The 20,536-nt window shown below is 61.2% G+C and carries 15 protein-coding genes; 7 read left to right on the forward strand and 8 right to left on the reverse strand.

Features of this window, described 5'->3' with window-relative positions; translation table 11 throughout:
- Positions 1-65: 65 nt before the first annotated feature.
- The 4 genes from CVS28_RS08220 to CVS28_RS08235 all read right to left on the reverse strand — a co-directional run bounded on the left by CVS28_RS08220 (position 66) and on the right by CVS28_RS08235 (position 8,614).
- Positions 66-4,931 carry an NPCBM/NEW2 domain-containing protein gene (locus tag CVS28_RS08220; protein ID WP_243399774.1) on the reverse strand — a complete coding sequence of 1,622 codons (4,866 nt, stop codon included), beginning with the start codon at positions 4,929-4,931 and terminating at the stop codon, positions 66-68.
- A gap of 310 nt (positions 4,932-5,241) precedes the next feature.
- Positions 5,242-6,456, reverse strand: coding sequence for a C40 family peptidase (locus tag CVS28_RS19910; protein WP_243399776.1), 1,215 nt, complete (start codon positions 6,454-6,456; stop codon positions 5,242-5,244).
- A 224-nt stretch (positions 6,457-6,680) separates the two neighbouring features.
- Positions 6,681-7,334 (reverse strand): response regulator, encoded by a 654-nt coding sequence (locus tag CVS28_RS08230; protein WP_103465151.1) that lies wholly within the window; start codon positions 7,332-7,334, stop codon positions 6,681-6,683.
- Positions 7,331-8,614 (reverse strand): sensor histidine kinase, encoded by a 1,284-nt coding sequence (locus CVS28_RS08235; RefSeq protein WP_103465150.1) that lies wholly within the window; start codon positions 8,612-8,614, stop codon positions 7,331-7,333. The genes CVS28_RS08230 and CVS28_RS08235 overlap by 4 nt, the downstream gene beginning before the upstream one ends.
- A 190-nt stretch (positions 8,615-8,804) precedes the next feature.
- Between CVS28_RS08235 and CVS28_RS08240 the strand changes: the two genes are divergently transcribed.
- The 3 genes from CVS28_RS08240 to CVS28_RS08250 all read left to right on the forward strand — a co-directional run bounded on the left by CVS28_RS08240 (position 8,805) and on the right by CVS28_RS08250 (position 11,239).
- Positions 8,805-9,935 carry an ABC transporter permease gene (locus tag CVS28_RS08240; RefSeq protein WP_103481206.1) on the forward strand — a complete coding sequence of 377 codons (1,131 nt, stop codon included), beginning with the start codon at positions 8,805-8,807 and terminating at the stop codon, positions 9,933-9,935.
- Positions 9,936-10,059: 124 nt separating this feature from the next.
- Positions 10,060-10,764, forward strand: a complete 705-nt coding sequence (locus tag CVS28_RS08245) for an ABC transporter ATP-binding protein (RefSeq protein ID WP_103465148.1) — start codon at positions 10,060-10,062, stop codon at positions 10,762-10,764.
- A 91-nt stretch (positions 10,765-10,855) separates the two neighbouring features.
- Entirely contained in the window at positions 10,856-11,239 is a 384-nt protein-coding gene (locus CVS28_RS08250; protein WP_103465147.1) for an META domain-containing protein, read from the forward strand.
- A gap of 111 nt (positions 11,240-11,350) precedes the next feature.
- On the opposite strand, the gene CVS28_RS08255 is transcribed toward CVS28_RS08250, so the two are convergent.
- Positions 11,351-12,799: a phytoene desaturase family protein gene (locus CVS28_RS08255; RefSeq protein WP_103481207.1), complete on the reverse strand. Its 1,449-nt coding sequence runs from the start codon at positions 12,797-12,799 to the stop codon at positions 11,351-11,353.
- Positions 12,796-13,992 carry a glycosyltransferase 87 family protein gene (locus CVS28_RS08260; protein WP_103481208.1) on the reverse strand — a complete coding sequence of 399 codons (1,197 nt, stop codon included), beginning with the start codon at positions 13,990-13,992 and terminating at the stop codon, positions 12,796-12,798. The genes CVS28_RS08255 and CVS28_RS08260 overlap by 4 nt, the downstream gene beginning before the upstream one ends.
- Between CVS28_RS08260 and CVS28_RS19650 the strand changes: the two genes are divergently transcribed.
- Positions 13,991-14,266 (forward strand): hypothetical protein, encoded by a 276-nt coding sequence (locus CVS28_RS19650; protein ID WP_103465144.1) that lies wholly within the window; start codon positions 13,991-13,993, stop codon positions 14,264-14,266. The two genes, CVS28_RS08260 and CVS28_RS19650, sit on opposite strands and share 2 nt — an antisense overlap.
- Positions 14,267-14,357: 91 nt before the next feature.
- Here CVS28_RS19650 and CVS28_RS08270 read toward each other — a convergent pair whose 3' ends face one another.
- A complete protein-coding gene (locus CVS28_RS08270) occupies positions 14,358-14,993 on the reverse strand; it encodes a histidine phosphatase family protein (RefSeq protein WP_103465143.1) in 636 nt (211 codons plus the stop codon).
- 29 nt (positions 14,994-15,022) lie between these two features.
- Positions 15,023-16,471 carry a CCA tRNA nucleotidyltransferase gene (locus tag CVS28_RS08275; RefSeq protein WP_243399778.1) on the reverse strand — a complete coding sequence of 483 codons (1,449 nt, stop codon included), beginning with the start codon at positions 16,469-16,471 and terminating at the stop codon, positions 15,023-15,025.
- Positions 16,472-16,610: 139 nt separating this feature from the next.
- On the opposite strand from CVS28_RS08275, the gene CVS28_RS08280 reads away from it, so the two are divergent.
- The 3 genes from CVS28_RS08280 to CVS28_RS08290 all read left to right on the forward strand — a co-directional run bounded on the left by CVS28_RS08280 (position 16,611) and on the right by CVS28_RS08290 (position 20,529).
- Complete coding sequence (locus tag CVS28_RS08280; protein ID WP_207767473.1) at positions 16,611-17,150, forward strand: NUDIX hydrolase; 540 nt, start codon at positions 16,611-16,613, stop codon at positions 17,148-17,150.
- A 60-nt stretch (positions 17,151-17,210) separates the two neighbouring features.
- Positions 17,211-19,028: a murein biosynthesis integral membrane protein MurJ gene (gene murJ / locus CVS28_RS08285; protein ID WP_165788105.1), complete on the forward strand. Its 1,818-nt coding sequence runs from the start codon at positions 17,211-17,213 to the stop codon at positions 19,026-19,028.
- A 127-nt stretch (positions 19,029-19,155) separates the two neighbouring features.
- Complete coding sequence (locus CVS28_RS08290; RefSeq protein WP_103481211.1) at positions 19,156-20,529, forward strand: hypothetical protein; 1,374 nt, start codon at positions 19,156-19,158, stop codon at positions 20,527-20,529.
- The last annotated feature ends 7 nt before the right edge of the window (positions 20,530-20,536 follow it).

Below are 20,536 nucleotides of genomic sequence, written 5' to 3' on the forward strand. Positions count from 1 at the left end.
GATGGGCCCGTCCGCGCACTGCGGACGGGCCCATCAGTTACTGCTCTTTACTTATGTACCGCTGCCTATGTACGACGGCGGCGGGTGATTGCCAGCGCGCCGGCACCTCCCAGCACCAGCAACAATGCCAGGCCTGCCGGAAGCAGGACCTTCGCGCCGGTGTTGGCCAGGTCGTCAGCATCGCCGGCAGTGTTGCTGCCATTGTTGGTTGCCGGAGCCGTGGTTGCAGGAACGGTCGGTTCCGGGGTAACCGGGGGTTCAACCGTTGCAGCCGTAACCACCAGGGCGGTGCGGGCCAGAATTGTGCCGCCCTGCTCCAGTGTCAGCTCGTGGGCTCCGGCGGCAAGTGCGCCCGGAATGGTTGCCGTTACCGACGCTGAGCCGTCAGCGCCAGCCTTCACTGTTGCCAGCTTGACCGGATCTGAGTGAATCCACAGTTCGTAGGATTCACCGGCAGCCAAGTTCTTGGCGGTGACAGTGATGGAGGAACCAGCAGCTGCCTTGGCCGGTGCCGACATGGTGGGGGCCGCCGGCTCCGGCGTCTCCACGGGTACCACAACGGCATCAACCGTTGAGGAGGCCCGCAAGCCTGCCTTGTCGGTGACGCGGTAGCCAACGGATACGCCGTCGTCCCCGGCCTTGATTGCGCCCGTGTATGCCTTCCAGGTGGTGCCGCCGTCTGTGGAGTATTCCACTGCGGCAACGCCGGATCCGGAATCGCTGGCCGTCACGGTGACGGTGCGTTCCTTGGCGTCCACCGCGGCTGCCACAACAGGCACCTGGGTGTCCACCTTGAAATCAGCTGTGGCCTTGACGGTTTCAACGTTGCCTGCGGCATCGCTGGAGCGGTACTTGAAGCCGTTGACACCCTCTGGGAGGGTCACTGCTGCGGTGTAGGCAGTCCAGGGGCCGGTACCGATCTGGTATTCGGTCTTGGCAACGCCAACGTTGTCAGTTGCAGCCAAGGTGACCTTCGGGGCGGTGGTGTACCAACCCGTGGCAGCCGGGGTGGCCGGGGAAACCGTGGCAGTGGTTGCCGGAGCAACCGTGTCAGCAGGTGCGGGCTCTGCACAGGCGAACTTTGCATCGCCCCACACACCGTGGGCGCCGTTGATGGAGCCGCCGGGAATCGGGTCAACCTTGAGTTCCAGATAGGAAACGCCGGTCAGGTCGATGTTCAGTTTTTCCGGGGCGAAGCCCTTGACGATGGTGCGGCTCTGGTAGAGAACCTTGCCGTCGCCAATCACCGTGAAGATGATGGTTCCGCCAAAGTCGCCTTCGAGGCCAACCTCACCGGTGAAGAGGCTGCACTGTTCGCCCACGTAGTAGCTGAGCTTGGACGCCGCGTGGACACCCAGGCCCTTCGTGTACGTTGTGGTCTTCGGGTTCGCGGTGTCTGTCCGGTCAACAATTGTCAACGGGACATCCGGTGAGTTCGCAGCATCTTTGTTGACAACGTCCTTGCCGATGATGCCGTAGCCGTTGGTGGAACTCATGGCTGTCAGGTCAGAAATGAAGCTGTCTTTGTTCGGTGCTGTGGGCAGCGGGAAGTCCACTACCTTCCAGTCGAAGAACTTGACGTTCTCGGCAACGGGCAACTGCACGGAGGCCAGTTCCTTGTTGGGAAGCAGACGCACGGTGGCTGAGTAGATTTGGTAGCCGGTGGTGACGTACTCCGGGTTGCTGGCCTGTGCCTTGCTATTGCGACCCATGGCCTTGATGGCCACCTTGGCCCCACGGGTGTCACCCTGCGGGAGCCAGTTCGGGAAGTACGGGCTCTGCTTTTGCACAGTGCCGTCCTTGTAGGTGATGGTCAGCTCGGGGCTGACACCTGAACCAGCGGCAGCCGATCCAAGAATTGCCAGCTCGGTACCCTTGCCAGTCAAGGCAACTGTCTGCCCATTCAGCGCAACGGCGTTGTCCTTATCGGCACCCGCGGCAGGCCAGGTGTAGTTGACCTCGGTGGCCAGGCCAGCGTCCACGGTAACGGTGGAACCGGGGGTCACTCCGCCAGCAGGGAGCGTTGCATTCTTCAGCTGCTCAGCATTGAAGGAGGCTCCGCCGCCGTCAAAGTTGCCCAACTTGTCCACGAATGAACCATTGGCGCTCGTGACGGAGATGTTGTTGAATGCCCCGGCCAGTGAACCGTAGGCAACATACATCTGGTTGGATCCGGTGACTTCCTGGGCCACATTCTTGGAGTCCTTGTAGCTTGCCTTGGCACCAACGCTCTGCAGTCCAGCGGCCGATGTGGTGCCCGGAACTAGGTCAAAGGTTGCCTGCACCGTGGCACCCGGCGCCACGGAGGCAACTGTGGCACCCTGGGCATTGCTCACGGTCCAGCCGGCCGGAGTGACGGGGGTGATGACAACGTTTGTCTTTGCATTGCTGCCGTTGTTGGTGAAGGTTGCCGAAGCTGATGTCTTCTGGCCCTGGAATACTTTAGTTTCCAGGTTCACAGCCACCTGGGCCGCCAGTGCATCGGAATCGGTGCCGCCGACGGCGGAGGTTGCCTTCAGCGTGACAGTGGCGGTTGCCGTGGAAGCAATGTCGCCGGCCTTGACGTGGACCGTGCCACCGGCGTCGGCAGCATCGTAGTACCAGCCGGTGACGGCCGTCTTGAATGCAGCAGCGTCTGCCACCTTGGTCAGCGTGGTTGCGCCAATGGTGACAGCCTGGGGCTGGGAACCGCTGTGAACAGCCAGGTTGTAGGGGCGGGCAGCAGCCTTGCCGGCGTAGTCGCCGTCGCGCTTGCCAATGGTGACAACAACGTCGCCACCATTCTTGGCCGGAGCGGTGACGCTGAACGCCTGCTTGCTGGACTTGCCGTTCTTGAATTCTCGCGAAACCTTGTCATCCTCGTTCAAGGTGAAGGAGGAAGCCCCGGCCGGGAATACGTCTACCGTGAGGGCAGAATTTTCCGGAACCAGCGAGGCGTTGCGGGCAATGGGTCCCTTGGGCACAATGGCACCAGCGCGCACAAAGATGGGCAGCTTCTCCAGCGGGGCGCTGTAGCCGTTGAGGACCTGGCCACCCGTGTAGACGGTGCCGGACCAGTAGTCTACCCACTGGGTTCCGGTGGGGAGCACAATGCCGTTGCGGACAGGGGTGTTGGTGGAAACGGGGGCAACCAGGTAGTCGCTGCCCAGCAGGAACTGGGTTTCAGCTTCCTTGGTGTAGGACAGCGGATCGTTGGGGAATTCCAGCGGCATGCTGCGCATCATGCCCACGCCGTTGGTGTTGGAATCAACAGCCAGGGAGTAGATGAAGGGCATGAGTTCCTGGCGCATCTGCAGGTATTTGCGGTTGATCTCGGTGGCGGTTTCGCCGTAGAGCCAGGGGCGCTTGTCCACGCTGGACCAGCCGCTCATGGAGTAAAGCTCCGGGGCAAAAGCCTTCCACTGCAAATCGCGAACGTAGCTCTCGGTGCTGCCGCCGAAGATGCCGTCAACATCGGAGGAGGTGAAGGCCTGTCCGGAGTTCGTGGCACCGGCCATGGCCGGAACAGCCCACCGGACTGCGTCCAGGTTGCCCGAGTGGTCACCTGTCCACGGCACGCCACAACGCTGGGCACCTGCCCAGGCCTCCACCATCAAGGTGTTGGCGCGGCCGGATGAGTACGTTTCAATGCCGCTCTTGGCGGACTCACAGCCCGTCAGGGCCATGCGGTAACCTTCGCCGACCCAGGCAACGTCAAGCTTGCGCATCGCAATGCCGTCGGTGCCGACTTCCTTTTCCTGGTTGGTCAGCGTTCGCTGGGTCCATAAACCGGTTTTCAGATCCGCCTCGGCCTTGATGGCCTTGACGGTGTTACCCAAGCCCTTGTCGGTGCTGTTCGGGTCGTAGGGGGCGTTCTTGTCAAAGTCGGCAGCATCTTGGGTGTACTCGCAGCCGTAGCCGTCGTTGACAATCATCCAGCCGGCGGGCATGTCATTGGCCTTGAACTCTTTGGCCGTTGCCACGGAGTCGAAGGTGTTCTGCTTTTTCGTGGCATTGGGATCGGCCGGCGGGGCTTCCCCGCGGAGGGCACGGTTGTAGCAGTCCGCATCACCGTATTCCAAGCCGTAAACGGGGGGAAGGTTGGGCCGTCCTGTCAGCTTGGTGTAGCCGTCAAGATTCTGCTTGTAGTCGCCCACAAAGTAGTAAGCGTCAAACCGCTTTTCCTTGTGCGTGGTGGTTTCATTCTCCGTAAACGTGTACGAACCGGGGGCAAAGGTGTTTCGCAGGACACCATAGCCGGCACTTGTCATGTAGTACGGGACCGCGTTGGGGTGACCTTCATCATCCCAGTCGTAGTTGTTGGAGATGTTGATGGTGGAGCCGGTGTGGACTACACGGCCGTTTTGCATGCCGCCACCGAGGAACTGTTCGCCGGTGATCGGCTTGAGGTGCTGCGTTGTGGTGTTTGTACCGAAGCTCAGTGCGGAGGATTCCTGCCACACAATGCTGCCGTCGGCCCGCTTGAGCGTGAAGGCGCCCGTGGACTTGCTGACCTCGAGCTTGACCTTGGGAGTGGCCATGGTGATGACGCCACCTGCCTCGGTCGCGGTGACAGTACCGGCTGTGAAGTCGCCCTGGCCTACAACAATATTGGCCGAGCGCTGGGGGTCTGCCGGAGCCGCCGGTGTGTTGGCCGGGTCGCTAAACGTTCCTGTGGGGCTGGCTTCCAAACGGAAGTTGCCGTCGTCAAGGAAGGTGACGCGAATGGCACCGCTGGCAGGGGTCAGAGTGACCACGTTGCCTGTTTTGGTGAAGGTGCTGATGGTACCGAGTGTGGTGCCGTTGCTTTCCACCTGAACTTCGGGCTTGATGTTCGACGCCGCAATGGGGGTTCCGGGGGCAGCCACGGCAGCCTGGGACAGCGCCAACGCCGGCAGAGTTCCCACGGCAAGCAGCCCGACAAGCGCCACGACCGTGGCCCGCCGGCTCATTCTCCTCCGACCGGGTGATTTGACCGGCGTTTTCGCCGGACTCGACTCATGAAGCAATGTCATGTGAACTCTCTTTCGGACTGTCGCGATGGTTTGTGACTAATTGCTTATCCAAACACTCATTAACAATCACCCAGATATGTGATCCAGGTCAAGTTCTTTTGGTCATGTGACCGATATCAACAATTTGTTACACGGATTGTCCGCATGACCAGGCACGTCTTTCCCGGCTCGCCAAAAACATGCGGCGCCTGCCACCGCTTAAAAGTTGGTGGCAAACGCCGCAGGAAAGTTCATAGAGCTCTGACGGCTAGGGGGCGGGGAAAGCACTTTCAATTGACTGTGGCTCTGTAGCCAAGGCGCTCATTCGCTCCGTCGCAGTGGGCGAAGGACCCTCTGTCACCGGTTCGGAAGTGGTGGGAGCTGTCGACGCAGGCGGATTTGCCACCGGTGCCGTTGCCGTCTGTGGACTCGTTACTTCCGGCGTGGGGTCAACCGTTGCCGGCGGAGTGGTTGCCGGGTCCGTCGTTGCCGGCGGAGTGGTTGCCGGGTCCGTCGTTGCCGGCGGAGTGGTTGCCGGGTCCGTCGTCGCAGGCGGGGTGGTTACCGGAGGCGTGGTGCCCGGGTCCGTTGTCACGGGCGGCGTGGTTGGAGCAGTGGTGCCCGGATCAGTGGTGCCCGGGGGCGTGGTGTCAGGGGCGGGCTTGGCGGATGGACTCGTGCTTGCCCCAGGCGCTGAGGTGGACTTGTCCTTGGCGGCCTCGGCTCTGGCTTTTTCATCAGCGGCGGCAAACGCGGGCATGGTGAAGTACGTGGAGGAGCTGCTCGTGGATGCTGGTGTGTGCAAAATGGTTCCCACCGAGGGGTTCAGGGCACTGATCATCTTGCCGCCACCAATGTAAATCCCAATATGCGACCAGTGGTTGGGGCCGTCGGGATTCTGAACCACAATGTCGCCGGGTTGAGGATTGTTGGTTTCCACCATGGGCAGCCACTGCTCCGTGCGCGGCAGACCCACGCCAGCCTGGCGATAGGCCCATTGCACAAAACCGGAACAGTCCCAGCCATTTTCAAAGCTGGTGCCGCCCCAAACGTAACTGTGGCCCAGGCCTTGGTATGCGGCAGCAAGAATGTCCTTGCGAACCTTTGAGATCAGCTCCGCGGAGACCTCCGGAATATCCCCGCGCATGGCGCTGACGGAACGCCCCAGCTGCGGCGTATTTCCATTGGGGTCCGTCAGGTCAAAAATTTGTTTGGCAGCGGGCTTCTTGGCCAGAATCAAGGTGTCAGCGAAGGAGATTTTCACTCCAAGTCCTTGGGCTGCAAAGGAATCAAATCCAAGGGGCGTGGCCTCCTGGAAGGTTTCAGCCGTTCTGATCAGGTTTTGGGCACTCAACGCGGCAGCGGTGTCTGCCGTGGACGTACCAACATAACCAGCCCCCACAAATCCACCCGAGGCCAAGAGCGTGCAGGCAACTGCCATGCTCAACTGATAGGGCCGTGATTTGCCTGGTGAAAACTTCACTCGGTGGTCCCCCGCTTCCTTGCACAAGATAGTGATGAGCATACGCCGCATCCTCAGAAGCAAACAGCGTTTTTACAAAAAACACAGATTTCATCGGCGAACGTTATTTCTAACTACCCGCACAAATGTTATGCATATCACACTGTAGATCATCTTCGTCCTTGCTGCACTTATGAAGCTCACGGGGGACTTTTAAGACGAAAATGTGTTTCGCGTTACACCACCTAAGATCCGGCGCTGCGAATGATCCGCCGCGTCACGGCGACAGCGATGGCAGCCGTGCGATTGTCCACACCCAATTTGTCGTAGATGTGCACCAGGTGCGTTTTCACAGTTGCCTCGGAGATAAAGAGGGCTTTGGCAATGGCCTTGTTGCTCATGCCCGTGGCCAGCAACTCCACCAGTTCCACTTCCCTGGCGGATAGGACAGGGGCAGGGTTGCGGATTCTACCCATGAGCCGGGCAGCAACTTCAGGGGCCAAGGCCGTTTGCCCTGCGGCCGCGGACTGCACGGCTCCTCGAATCTGTTCGGGCGGGGCATCCTTGAGCATGTACCCGCTTGCCCCGGCCTCTACGGCAGCCAGAATGTCGGAGTCTGTATCGTAAGTGGTCAAAATCAGGACAGGCGGCGCATCCGGCAACGCCTTGATCGCCCTGGTGGCGCTGACCCCGTCCATGCCAACGCCCATTTGCAAGTCCATGAGCACCACATCCACGGGTTCACCCAAGGTGTGCAGGCGTTCCACTTCCTTCACGGCGGCAGCTCCCTCTGGCGCTTCCGCTACGACTGTGAAGCCCTCGAATTCGGTGAGCATGGCGCGCAGTCCGGCACGTACCACAGGGTGGTCATCCACCAATAAAATGCGGATCTCGCTCATGCGCTCTCTCCCTGCGTGCCGCTGCCTTCCAAGGGCAGCCGGATGGCCACCACAGTTCCTTCACCCGGAGCCGACTCGACCGTCAGGGTTCCGTGTTGCGCCTCCACCCGTTCACGCAGGGACCTCAAGCCAAAGCCGCTCCCGTCCGCCCGGGCCGCCACAGTGTCCGCAAGCCTTTGGGGCTCAAAGCCACGGCCGTCGTCGTACACGTCAAGGGTCACTTCGCTGCCCAGAAAGGCCAGACTGACGACGGCGGACTTGGCGTGGGCGTGTAGCCAGACATTGGCCAGGCTCGCCTGGGCGGCGCGCAGAAGGGTCACCTTGAAAGGTTGCGGCAGGTCGATGGGTTCGCCGTCGAGGCGGAAGCTGCACCGCAACGATCCGCCGCGCACGGCTGCCTCCTGCTGGGTTTTTGCGCACAGCCGGGACAAACTCTCCGCCAAGGAAGTTTCGGCCAAGGCGGGCGAGGACAGTCCGCGCACGAAGTTCCTGGCCTCCGCCAGATTTTCAGCCGCGGTGGCTTCCACCATGGACAAACTTTCCTTGGTGGATTCCTGGTCGCCCGTTTCCAAACTGCGCAACGCCGCGCGGGAGACCAAAATAATGGAAGAAAATCCCTGAGCCAGGGTGTCGTGGATTTCCCGTGCCAGCCTGGCCCGTTCGGCCAATACGCCGGCCTCGTGCTGGGTGGCGGACAGCTCGGCACGGGTGCGGCGCAATTCCTCGGCGGCCTGGCGCTGATTTTCGCCCTCCTGGTACAGAAGCCTGTACGCCTTGGATGTCGCCACGGCAAATGTTGCACCGAAAACCGGCCCCAGAATCACTGGCAGGGGCGGTGTGCTGGATCCCGTGGAAATCCATTGGGCCACGATGACCCCGGCCGTCATGGCCACCACTGCGCAGAGTCCAGCCCAGCGGGGCAATAGGTGCAGGTGAAGGAAGAACAAAGGGAAGGCCAGCCAGGAGAATTCCACCGAACCAATCATGAGCACGGCCCAGAGCGCAGTGATCGCCGCCAGCCACAGGACGGCAAAACGCCGAGGGTTGCGGGCTATGGCGCCAACTGAGAATCTCTTCTCGGCCACGGTGCCCAGCAGGTAAACCACTGCCAACAACAGGGCCAAGGTCAGGAACAAATACCTCAAGTGGTGCCCGGATTCCATGGCGAGCAGGCGAACCACGCCAACGCCCAACAGCACGGCAAAGCCAACATGCAAGGTGACGCGCAGGAATCGAAGAATGGTTCCACTTGTCACGGGCGGGGCTTCCACGGCAGACATGTCACCAGCTTAGGCGCTGGGACCCGCCAGCAGGTCAACCAAATGGTTGAGTCCGAGTTCATCCTCCTGGCAGTTGCGAGATCAACCAAGACCGCGATGGAAGTGCCCCCCATTCGCAGGACAGTGGAAGTACCAGCCAAATCTCCTTCACAAGAGCCCGCATCGAATGGGCATATGAAAGAAGTCGCACATGTTCCTCGCCATCAGAGATATCCGTTTTGCCAAAGGCCGGTTTGCCCTCATGGGCGCCGTGGTGGCGTTGATCAGTCTGCTGCTAGTTCTACTCTCCGGCCTCACCGCGGGTCTGGGCAACCAGTCCACCTCCGCCGTGGCCCAACTTGGCGAGGAAACCGGCAACGCCGTCGGCCAGCTGGTGTTTGGTGCCCCTGCCGAGAACGATCCCAAGATTTCCTTCACCGAAAGCCAGGTCACGGCAGACCAGCTAAACATGTGGGCGGCGGAGGCCGGCGTGGGCTCAGTAGTGCCCCTGGGTATCAGCCAAAGCCGATTTCAGGGCGCCGGCGACAGCAAAGGCATTGCCAACGTAGCCGTGTTTGGTGTTGGCGAACCGGCATCGGGCGGGAATGGCGCCGGAGCCGGGATCGCGCCGGCGGCCATCAGCGACTCAACAGTGGTCATTGGCGAAAGCGTGGCCAAGGAACTCTCCCTCTCAACCGGCGACCCCGTGACCATTGCCGGCACGGAGCTGTTGGTGACGGGGATCGTGCCCGACCAGTGGTATTCACACAGCTCGGTTGTATGGACCACACTGCCCACGTGGAAGAAGGTGGCACACCTCAGCGACCCGGACCAGTTGGCAACAGTGCTGGCCGTGACCTTTGAGAAGGGCGCCACGGTGGACATCGACGCCGCCAACGCAGCAGCCGGCACCATCAGCACCACGCGCAGCGGATCGTTTGCCGGCCTGGGCGGGTACAAGAGCGAGAACGGCTCGCTGATGATGATGCAGGCGTTCCTGTACGGAATTTCAGCCCTTGTCATCGTGGCATTCCTGACAGTGTGGACAGTTCAGCGCACCCGCGACATTGCCGTATTGAAGGCCATGGGAGCCTCAGGGAGCTACCTTCTCCGCGATGCCCTGACCCAGGCGACGTTGGTGCTGCTCGCCGGTGCGGGCCTGGGCGGTCTCATTGGGGTGGTGGGCGGCATCCTTGCCGGACAGGCAGCGCCGTTCCTGCTAACCCCAGCAACGACGTTGCTCCCGGTTCTTGGCATTGTGGCGCTGGGCCTGGCTGGCGCGGCATTGGCCGTCCGCAAGGTCACCCGGGTTGACGCCATGATCGCCCTCGGCGGGAACTAGTTTCCACCTGCTCCCCATTTGTGGGTCGCAAGCGACCCACAAATGGGGCCCCTCGCAGGCGTGGGCCCAACCAATTCCGCCCGCCCTCTCCTTTCTTTCTCTCTTACTTGCTAAGGAATCCCCCATGACTGCACTGAATCTGATCAACGTGACGCTGCAATACCCCGATGGTGAGGGGCTCATGACGGCCTTGGACACCGTGAATCTCGCGGTCCATCCTGGCCAATTCATTTCCTTGGTGGGCCCCTCGGGCTCCGGAAAGTCAAGCTTGTTGGCCGTGGCCGCCACCTTGATCAAGCCCACATCGGGTCTGGTCATGATTGACGGTGTTGATGCTACGGCCTTGCGTGAGAAGGAACTGGCCGCCTTGCGCCGGGACAAAGTAGGCATCATCTTCCAGCAGCCCAATCTCTTGGCCTCGCTCACGGCAGCCGAGCAACTGATCATCACAGACCACCTGCGCGGGAAGTCGTTGCGCGCGGCAGCTGTTCGAGCCAATGAGCTGCTGGAGATGGTGGGCCTTGCCGACTGTGCCAAGAAGCGCCCGCATCAGCTCTCGGGCGGCCAGAGGCAGCGGGTCAACATTGCTCGTGCCCTCATGGCACAGCCAAAGGTTTTGTTGGTGGATGAGCCCACGGCGGCCTTGGACCATGAACGCAGTGCCTCCATTGTGGGGCTGTTGCGTGAGGTCTGCGACCAGTTCAACGTGGCAACCGTCATGGTCACCCATGACACAGAGTTCGTTCCCCTGACTGATGCCGTTGCCACCATGCTCGATGGCGCTCTTACGGCTCCTGTCCCGGCAATGGAGACTGCCTCCGCCCGCTAGGGGCCACGGCGCACAGCCACTAATTCCCGGCAATGCAATACCATGAAGGAAACTCTTCTGTTAGACCAGCGCGATCGGAGCCACCTTCATCATGAAACGCCTTGCAGCCCTCACCGGCAGCCTTCTCCTTGCTTTGACCATCTCCTCCTGCGGCGCCGCAACGGGCCCCGTTGGCACGTGGGGAGAGGGCTACAAGACTGACAAGTTGCCGTATTTGGAGCTTGCTCTGGGCCAGGAGCAGGATGCCAACAAGGCTGGTTTCCTGACGGGCAGCGATGGCTGCAACCGCCTTTCAGGCCAGTGGCTCATGCTCGACGGAGAACTCACCTTCCCGCAGATCGGTGGCACCCAGATGGCGTGCGAAGGCATGGACACCTGGCTGTCCAAGGCAGCAGGGGGCACCATCTCCGGCGACGTTCTGACGGTCACCGATGCCAACGGCGCAACCCTGGGCACGCTGGAACGACGCGGCTAGTCCCCGCGCCCTCCCCAAATACGGGGCTACGCCAAACTGACCCGCAGTAATCGCCGAAAAAACACGAATTTCCCTGTTTTTTCGGCGATTACTGCGGGTCAGTTGTTTAAGTTACAGGCCCAAGTCGGGGGCGGGCAGGCCAAAGGTATTCTTCAGGGCAGACTTGGCCGCAAGCCAGCCGGCCATGCCATGAACGGCCGGTCCCGGCGGCGTGGAGGCCGAACCCAAATAGAGCCCTTCCGCAGGCGTCCGCCAGGGATCAGGTGAGATCACGGGACGTTTGAGCAACTGCGCCATGGTCACCGCTCCGGAGCTAATGTCCCCGCCAATGTAATTGGCGTTGTAGTTGCCCACATCCTGCGCCGTTAGGGTGGTGCTGGCCAGGATAAGGTCTTTGAACCCTGGGGCGTATTTTTCCACGGAACGGATAATGTCCTCCGTGCAGTCCCGCGTGGACCCTGCCGGGACGTGCGTATAGGCCCAGAACGTATGCTGTCCGGCAGGTGCCCGGCTGTCGTCAATGACCCCCGCCTGAACGGCGAGAACATAGGGATTTTCCGGATGCCGCCCCGCCAATACCTCATTTTCAGCAAAGGCAATGGCCCTGCGGGTGCCGCCGAGATGGAGGGTAGGTGCGTTGCGTAGTTCCGGCGCTGTCCACGGCACTGGTCCGGAAAGCGCAAAATCAACTTTGCACACTCCTGCCCCGTATTTAAATGATTCCAACTGGCGTATATATCTGGTCGGTAATGCATCGCTTGCCATGGTGGCCAGTGCCCGGGGCGTGACATCGCAGATGACGGCCCTTGCTCCCGTGGCATTTTTCAGACCGGCCACACTGACAACACGGTGGCTTACCTCAATCTGGCCGCCGTGGGTCAGCAGGTCATCCGCCATGGCCTGCGCAATGGCCTGCGAGCCACCACGGGGAACAGGCCAACCCGATGCATGGGCCAGCACCCCCAGCAGCATTCCCGCACCCGAGGCGGACAAGGAAGGCAGGCGGCCAATGGCGTGCGCGGCGACACCCGTCAGCATGGCCGGTGCAACATCTTCCTTGAACCCCATATTCCATGCGGGGGTTCCCTGCGCCAGCGTCCGCAACCCGTACTCAAGAACTGCCAATGGGTCTTTGGGTAGGCGCAACAGGCTCCCCTGGGTGAAATCAACAACGCCGTCCAGGCGCCGCAGCAGGGGTTTCATCAGGGCCTGCCAGGCACGACCGTCGGCACCAAGACCCTCAACTGTCCGCTCCAGATCGCGGTAGGCGATCCCTGCCCGGCCACCGTCCAGAGGGTGCCCGTAAGAGACTTCCGGCACCAGCAGCTCGATCCGCCGGCTCAGCTCAAAGGCCTTGAAAAACGGTGAGGCCAACGCCATCGGGTGAACGGCCGCGCATACGTCGTGCCGGAATCCGGGTAACGTCAGTTCGGCCGTTCTTGTGCCACCTCCGATGGACTCGGCGGCTTCGAAGAGGCGCACCGAGAGCCCGGCCCGGGCAAGCGTTACGGCGGCAGCAAGACCATTGGGTCCGGCCCCCACCACGGCTACATCTGTCATTGCAAAGACTTCTCCCCGCCCGTCTCTGCAGCGTCCTTTTCGGGACTACCCGTCTCTGCTGCATCGGACACGTCGGTCCGCGCACCAGTAACGAGGGCCCTTGTGGCAGCTGCGGGTGGATCCAACAGGACACCGCCTTGCGGGTCACCGCCAGCGCCACGGCGCACCACGTCGAAACCGGGGACGAACATGTCGCGAATGCACAGGCCAATGAGCGCGCATGTGGCAACGCCAGCTGCCAGTGCGGCCATCAGGAAATATGGTGCGTCAATGGCATGCTGGTCGCTGAGATTGCCCAATACCTTGCTGCGGAACAGCATCAGGGCAATGAAATGGGTGATGATGGCGGCTTGCCAAACGAGCACCGGGCGCCATCGCGGCAACGCCAAGGCCAGCAGCGGCACCAGCCAAACCGCATGCCACGGTTCGGTGGACTTGTTGACCACCATGAATCCCGCGGCCGCCACAAACATCAATTGGGCCATGCGGGGTTTGCGTGGGGTGTAGAGGGCCAGGGCAATCAGCCCAAACACCAGCACCACCAGGAGGATGGTGGCCAGTGTGTTGGTGGCCCCAACATCCAGCCCCGGCCATCCCATGCGCTTGGCCAGCAGGTTCATGCCGCCGTAAATCGACGACTCCGAGGGTTCACTGGCCAGCAAGTTCTTCAAATAATCCGGGAAGGCCGGCGGGTTCACCGCCATGATGGGGGCCAGCACCAGCAGCCAGGCAATGGCCGCAGCAGCAACCATCTCCAGCATTTTGGTGGTGTGGCCGGTTCTGATGCCCAGTAGCAGCAGGGCGAGCACAATGAAGATCACGTAGGGGGCGGCCAAGGCGGCAACGCCGAACACCGCTCCAGCCCAGAGTGTTTGCCTGCGGGCAAAGAGATAGATCGCCAACGCCACTAAGGCTGCGGCCCAGAAGTCCCAACTGACATAGGCGGTGAGGATGAGAACCGGGCTGGCAGCCACAAGGGCAGCATCCCAGACCCTGCGCCCGGCTGTGCGGGCCACAAGAACCACTGTGACCATCCACGCGACGGCGATCAATGCCGCGTTCAGATCAAAAAACGCCAGCTGGCGCAGCGCCCCGTCGCCCGAGCTACGGGTCAACCATGCAGTAATCCCGGCAATCCAGCCCGCCAACACAGGATGGTCGAACGGTGATCCCTGCGAAAAAAACGGAACCATGGTGCCCAATTTGTCGTCGACAAATGAATTTGGAAAAGCAGACCAGCACACCGTTGACTGCTGGTCTGGCGTGGTCCACCCGGCGGTCCGGCAATGGGATTTGGTCATCACGGCGATGATCGCGGAAACGGCTGTCATCAACACTAAGACCCGTTCCACGGTGAAGAAACCGGGGTTGGTGCTCCCCGGCGCCGTCCGCCTGCCCAACGGTCCGCCAACCGGCTCCGTCATGGTGCGCAGCAAGGAGTCGCTGCGTGAGGGCACAACTATGTGATGCCGGGGCTTTGTCCCCGGAGCCTGTGAATCCGCCATGATTACGAGCCTACTCGGTGTTGCCCTTTCAACCGGATTGCGTCACGACGGCGCTACAGGCCCCACTGTTCAACGGCCGGAGTCTTCTTATCCCAACCCAGCGTGCACACTTTGGCGGTGCCCAAAACAAAGTGGCGGCCCTGCCCCGCGGGCAGTCCCAGCCAACGCGCAGTCACGATGCGCAGGAAGTGGCCGTGAGCCACAAGCAACACGTTCGCCGGGGCTCCGTCGGGCCGCTGAACCGCACGCACACGCGCAACAATCGCATCGGCGCGCTCCGCCACATGGGAGAGCAGCTCGCCGTTGGGCACGCCATCATCCCAAATCAAGTACCCGGGGTTCTGCGCCCGCACCACTGCACTGTCAATGCCCTCGTAGTCGCCGTAGTCCCATTCGACGGCGTTCGGCTCCACCACGGCGTCGGGGAAGCCCACCAGGGCCGCCGTGCGGTGGGCACGTTGCAGCGGTGAGGAAAGCACCAGGTCAAAGTCGACGCCGGACAGTGCCGCCTGCGCGGAGCGGGCCTGCGCTTCGCCCTCGCTGGTCAACGGAATATCCGTCAGGCCCGTGTACTGCCCGCTGCGGGACCACTGCGTTTCGCCGTGGCGCAGAAGCCACAGTTTGGGGCCGCCAGGAATAGGAGGCTGCGGTGCCGGAATGTTCGGTGCCTGCGTGGTGCTGTTGCTCATTGTGATCCAGTCCAATCGGCGATTGTTAATTAGGCTTCAACGGCCGGCGCAGGCTGTGATTCAGGCTGCTCCGCCCACCACTGACGCAATACCTCTTCAGCTTTTTCGGCACCCAAGGGTCCGTACTCCATGCGCTGATCCAGCAGGAAGTTGTAGGCACGGCCCACCACCCTCCCCGGTTTGATGTCCAGCAAGGCCATGATGGCGCCACCGTCAAGGTCCGGACGGATGGAATCCAGCTCCTCCTGCTCAGCCAGCACCGCAATGCGTTCTTCCAAGTCGTCGTAGGCAAACGCCAGACGGTCGGCTTTACGCTGGTTGCGGGTGGTCACATCGGAGCGGGTCAGGCGGTGCAAACGCTCCAGCAGTGGCCCGGCGTCCGTCACGTAGCGGCGCACAGCTGAATCGCTCCAGCCGGCTTCGCCGTAGCCGTAGAAGCGCATGTGCAGCTCCACCAGGCGTGAAACAGCCTTGATGGAGTCGTTGTCAAAGCGCAGTTCCTTCATGCGCTTTGCTGTCAGCTTTGCGCCGGCAAGATCATGGTGGCGGAAGCTCACACCACCGCCGGGCTCAAAACGGCGGGTCTTGGGCTTACCGACGTCGTGCATCAGGGCAGCGAAACGCAGCACAAAGTCAGGGCCCGGAACGGCCCCGTCAGGCCCGCTCTCCAGGGATGCTGCCTGTTCCAGGACCTGCAGGGAGTGCTGGTAAACGTCCTTGTGCCTGTGGTGCTCATCGGTTTCCAACTTGAGCGCGGGAATTTCCGGCAGCACCAGATCGGCCAGTCCCGAGCCCACCAGGATGTCGACGCCGGCGCGCGGATGAGCCCCACAAATCAGCTTCACCAGTTCATCGCGAACCCGCTCGGCGGAAATAATGCTGATTCGTTCGGCCATCCCTGTCATGGCCGAAAGGACGTCCGGGTGCAGCGAGAAGCCCAGTTGCGAGGCAAAACGCGCAGCACGCATCATGCGCAGCGGGTCATCGGAGAACGAATCCTCCGCCTTGCCAGGGGTCCGCAACAGGCCCGCGGCTAGGTCCTCGGCACCGCCGAAGGGGTCCACGAGCTCCATGGCAGGCAGCCGCAGGGCCATCGCATTGACACTGAAATCACGGCGCTGCAGGTCCTCTATCAAGGAGGTGCCAAAAGCCACAACGGGTTTACGCGACTGCGGGTCGTACGCCTCGGCACGGTACGTGGTGACCTCAATGAGCAAGACTTCTTTATTGCTGTTCCGCTTGCGGAAACCAATGGTGCCGAAATCCCGGCCCATTTCCCAGTGTGAATCCGCCCATTTCTTGGCTACCTGGAGTATTTCATCGGGTGTGGCGTTCGTGGTGAAATCCAGATCAGGCGATATGCGCCCTAAAAAGAGGTCGCGAACGGGTCCACCCACAAGAGAAAGCTCGTAGCCTGCGTCAGTGAAGAGACGTCCCAGCTCAAGAACCACCGGGTCAAATTTTGAAGTATCGGCCACCAAATTCATAGTCCCTTAAGAATGCCAGACTTTTCCCGCCACGCGCTTGCCCTCACGCCGCCATGAGTTTGGGCGCCATCGAAAACTACGGATCCGTGGCTGTCATCATCCGTGCACAAAGATAGCTAGAGTGGACTCCATGGTTCACCCAGTGCCGCGCGCGCCCAAGAGGAACCCGTTGCCAACGGCTATGGGTCCGCTGGTTGTGCCCGCAGCACCGAGCGCCCCGAGCCAGCTGCCCACTGTTGAGGAAGTCTCCGCCGGCGGCGTGGTTGTTCAGATGCACGACGGCGTCCCCCGGGTTGCGATTATTGCCCGCATCAACCGCGGTGGCCGGCTGGAGTGGTGCCTGCCCAAGGGTCATCCCGAAGGCCAAGAGACGCATGCCGAAGCTGCCGTGCGCGAGATTGAAGAAGAAACAGGTATTGCCGGGGACATTTTGGCAACCCTTGGCAGCATTGACTACTGGTTCACTGTCAGCGGGCACCGGGTCCATAAAACTGTTCACCACTTCTTGTTGCGCGCCACGGGCGGTTTTCTGACCATTGAAAATGACCCCGACCATGAAGCAGTGGACGTGGCCTGGGTACCCTTGAATGAGCTGGCCAAGAAGCTCTCCTTCCCCAATGAACGCCGCATCAGCGATTTGGCCCGCGAACTGCTCCCCGAATACTTCTAGCCACCACCGTGGCTGTGCGCTGTCAGCACTCTTGAAGCGGGCAGTGAGATGATGGGAACGATGTCTAACGAAGAACGGGTCAATATCCCGCCAAAACCCACTGCTGCGCCACGAGTGTCCCTGCTGCAAACCATAGCCCCGAGCAATATGGAGACCATGCCGCAGTCTGCAATGCAGGCGCCGCCAACGCAGTCGCAGCCCGTGGTTAGCCAGCAAAGCAAGAACACCATACCGTCGAGCGCCGCCCGCTCCAGCGCGTCGATGGCGATCGGCACACTTGCCTCGCGCATCCTTGGCTTCATCAAGGCCATCGTGCTCGGCATCGCGATCGCCAACTCCACTGTTGGAAACATCTTTGAAGGCGCCAACTACCTGCCGAACCTGATCTTCTTGATGCTTGCCGGCGGTTTGTTCAACGCGGTGCTGATCCCGCAGATCGCCAAGGCAAGCAAACAGCCTGACAAGGGCACAGATTTCATCTCCCGGCTCTTGACCCTGGGTGTCATTGGCCTCCTGGCGCTGACATCTGTTGTCATGCTTTTGGCCGCTCCCATCATGGGACTGTCCACGTCCTTCACGGGCAAGAACCTGGAATTGGCCATCACCTTTGGCCTGTTCCTGCTGCCGCAGATCTTCTTTTACGGCTTGTTTTCCCTACTGGGCCAGGTTTTGAACGCCCACAACTCCTTCAAGGCCTATGCCTGGGCCCCTGTCGTCAACAATGTGGTGGCGATTGCCGGCCTGCTGGTGTTCATCCTCGTGGCAGGCAGTGCGACCACTAGCCCGCACACGGTGGACAACTGGACCGCAGGCCAAACGTGGATGCTGGCCGGAACGGCCACGCTGGGCATCGTGGCGCAGTCGGCAGTGCTGCTACTGCCCGTTCACCGACTGGGCCTAAATCTGCGTCCCAAGTTCGGCTGGAAGGATTCCGGCCTGGGAGCTGCCGCCAAGGTTGCCGTGTGGACCATGGGCACCATGGTCATTGGCAATCTGAGCTTCATCATCATCTTGCGCGTCGCCACCATCCCTGCCGGAGGCGATGGAGGCGCCGATTCCGACGCCACCATTCCCGGCATTCTGGTGCTGAACCGCGCCACCGAGCTGTACATCATGCCGCACTCCATCATTGCCCTGTCCATTGCCACCGTGATGTTCACGGCCATGTCGCACGCCGCGGCCAGCAGAGACATGTCGGGTCTGCGCACTTCGTTGGCCGGGGCGCTGCGCACCACCGGCATGGCCACTGTATTCGCTGGAATTGCCTTGGTGGTGCTCTCAGGCCCCTTCGGCATGCTCTTCGGCGGCGGCACGGAAACAGTGGGCCGTCACATTGCCATCACACTTTCCATCCTGGCCATTGGCGCACCGTTCTACAGCATTAACTTCATCCTCAACCGGGTTTTTTACGCGCAGGAGAATGCCAAGACCCCGTTCATCATCCAATGCATCATGGTCTGCATTGGCTTGGGCGGGGCATTGCTGGCAAGTCTCCTGCCGCAGGAGTTCATCATTTACGGCCTTGCAGCCAGCTACACCGTTAGCAATGTTCTGGGCCCCGTTGTCAGCCACCTGTTCCTGCGGGCCAAGCTGGGCGACTACGGCGGTGGCCTCATTGTCCGTGCGCACATGCGCTTTCTGGCGGCGGCCCTGGCCGCAGGAATTGTCGGAGAGTTGACCCTCATGCTCTTTGGCGGAACCGTGGCCGGAGGGTTTATGTGGAGTTCCATTCCCGCCGCGGCAGTGACTTTGGCAGTTGTGGGCACCATCATGGCTGTGGTCTACATCATGATCCTTAAACGTATGCGCGTGCACGAAGTTGATGCGCTGCTCAATCCGCTGATCAGCAAGGTTCGTAGTCGCCTGCCGTCAAGGTAGCTGGAAGTATCTGCGGCCAATCGAGCCGCAACCACGGAACATGCAGTGTTTTCCGATAGAATCAGTCAAAATATGGCTTTGTGCGCATTACCCGCCGAAGCCACCGTGTTTGTAAGAGGAGGATTTGGTGCCACAACCCATCGACGTGGGCTCCATCCTTGGCGGCCGTTACAAGGTTACTGGCCGTATCTTGGCTTCTGCCGAGAACGACGTCATTTTGGATGGCCTTGACCAGGTTCTCAACAGGCCTGTCAGCATCCTGGTTTCGGCTGTTGACAACTCAGCCAACCTGACGCAAAGTGCCCGTGAGGTTGCCATTGGGACACGTGTGTCCGGTGTCTCCATCCTTGATCTGGGTGTCCAGGATCAAGCCACCTACCTCATCGCAGCCAGAACCTCGCCGGCGGAATTGCTGGACCTTGTTGTCCCCACAGATGCTGTGGAGCAGGTCTACCAGGAGCCGTTCTTCACAGATACCCTCGGCACTGAAATCTTTGGCAAGGCACGCGACGCTGCTCCCGTGAGCAGCGCCTACGTGTATGAGGACAATTCGCCCATGACACCGGCGCACCCCTTGCCTCCCGTCCGGCAAACACCCGCCCCCACACCGCCCACGGCGGCTGTGGCAGCTGCGGCGATTCCCGCCGTCGAGCCTTCCTCTCCCGCCCCGGGAACCCCGTCCAAGGTGACCTTGTGGGATGAGGACGACTACGGATTTATCAATGAGGACCATGAGGAAACCGTGGCCCAGGAACGCCGCGCGGGGACCTTCCCGGCGGCGGCGCGCCAGGCGAGCAATGACTACGTCGCCGATGATTTGCTTGACGAGGACGACGACGACGACAGAAACGCTCCCCGGATCAGCGGGCGCTTGCTGACCGGTGCCATTGTGAGTGTTTTGCTCATCGGTGCACTTATTTTTGCGCTCCAACACATTGGCACTTTGTTTAACGGTTCCAGCAATCAGGCCGGCACCAGCTCCTCAGCTACGCCGCCCCCCACTGAGGCACAATCCCCCTCCGCGGCGCCGGTGCCAGCTGCTGTTGCCCCCGTCATCAAGGGCCTGACTGACATCACCACCTATGCACCCGGCGTGCAGAACTACGGTGAAGCGTACTTCCCCCGCCTCAAGGACGCCATTGACGGCAACAAGGGCACCTACTGGCCCACCGTGGAGTTCTCCAATGCCGACTTCGCCAACCTCACTGAGGGCGTTGATTTAGTGGTTGAACTCGCGGAGGAATCCACCATCAGCTCCGTGACCATCAATCAACTAGCTGGATCGGGTGGGCAATTCAACATCCTGACCAACAGCAAGCCCGAGATCGCTGGTGCCACCAAAATTGGTAGCGGCTCCTTTAGCTCCCCCGACTTCACGTTGAAGGCGGCCCCCGGCGTCAAGGCAAAGTATGTCATCATCAGCTTCACGGAGTTGCCCAAACTCCAGCCATTCGTGACCTACCCCTTTGGGTTGAAGATCACCGAGATCAGCATTAGTTAGCCGCTGG

Origin of the sequence: Arthrobacter glacialis, assembly GCF_002909415.1 — a bacterium.
GTDB classification, from domain to species: Bacteria; Actinomycetota; Actinomycetes; order Actinomycetales; family Micrococcaceae; genus Specibacter; species Specibacter glacialis.